This is a genomic window from Streptomyces atratus, from assembly GCF_014648655.1.
Lineage (GTDB): Bacteria > Actinomycetota > Actinomycetes > Streptomycetales > Streptomycetaceae > Streptomyces > Streptomyces atratus.
On record NZ_BMRN01000208.1, the window covers coordinates 1 to 805 of the forward strand.

At 64.1% G+C, this 805-nt stretch carries 2 rRNA genes and 1 pseudogene; all 3 read right to left on the reverse strand.

The features are described from left to right. A pseudogene (locus IEZ15_RS44125) lies at positions 1–316 on the reverse strand (hypothetical protein); the annotation flags it as partial. Between the two features lie 182 nt (positions 317–498). Next, a 5S ribosomal RNA gene (gene rrf / locus IEZ15_RS44130) occupies positions 499–615 on the reverse strand. Positions 616–723: 108 nt separating this feature from the next. Continuing rightward, positions 724–805 (reverse strand): 23S ribosomal RNA (locus tag IEZ15_RS44135); the annotation flags it as partial.

Below are 805 nucleotides of genomic sequence, written 5' to 3' on the forward strand. Positions count from 1 at the left end.
CCACGGTCACGATCCCGGTCACGGTCGTCGCGCCGGAAACCACCACCGGCACCACCCCGGCTGTCATCACGACGGAACCCACCCGGACGGTCATCCCGCCGGTCGTCCCGACGGAAACCACCGCCGGAGCCACCACCACGATTGTCGTCGCGGCGCGGCGCCCGATCCCGGTCACGGTCGTCGCGGCGGAAACCGCCGCCGCCGCTGCCACCGGTGGGCCGGCTGTCGTCACGCCGGTAGCCACCACGGTCGTTGTCCCGGCGCGGTCCGCCGGAGCGATCGTCACGACGGCCGGTGAAACCGCCTCGGTCGCCACCGTCCCGGCGACGCGGCTCGCGCTCCGAACGATCGTCGGGAGAGTTGGTGGACATCGGCGTGACTCCTGTCATCAAGTACTACAAGACATTCTCGCGCAGCCGGACACCCGACGCGCTTCGACAAAACAAAAGGACCCTTGGTCCCAGCGTGAACGCTGGGACCAAGGGTCCTTGAAAGATTGTTCGGCGGCGTCCTACTCTCCCACAGGGTCCCCCCTGCAGTACCATCGGCGCTGAAAGGCTTAGCTTCCGGGTTCGGAATGTAACCGGGCGTTTCCCTAACGCAATGACCACCGAAACCCTATCGGGTTCTAGCGAACAAGCACACTTTTCAATTAAGTAGTGAAGCTGTTCAACCGGTGCGACTGTTCGCAACCCGGGAACAACACAGTGGACGCGAGCAACTGAGGACAAGCCCTCGGCCTATTAGTACCAGTCAGCTCCACCCGTTACCGGGCTTCCACATCTGGCCTATCAACCCAGTCGTC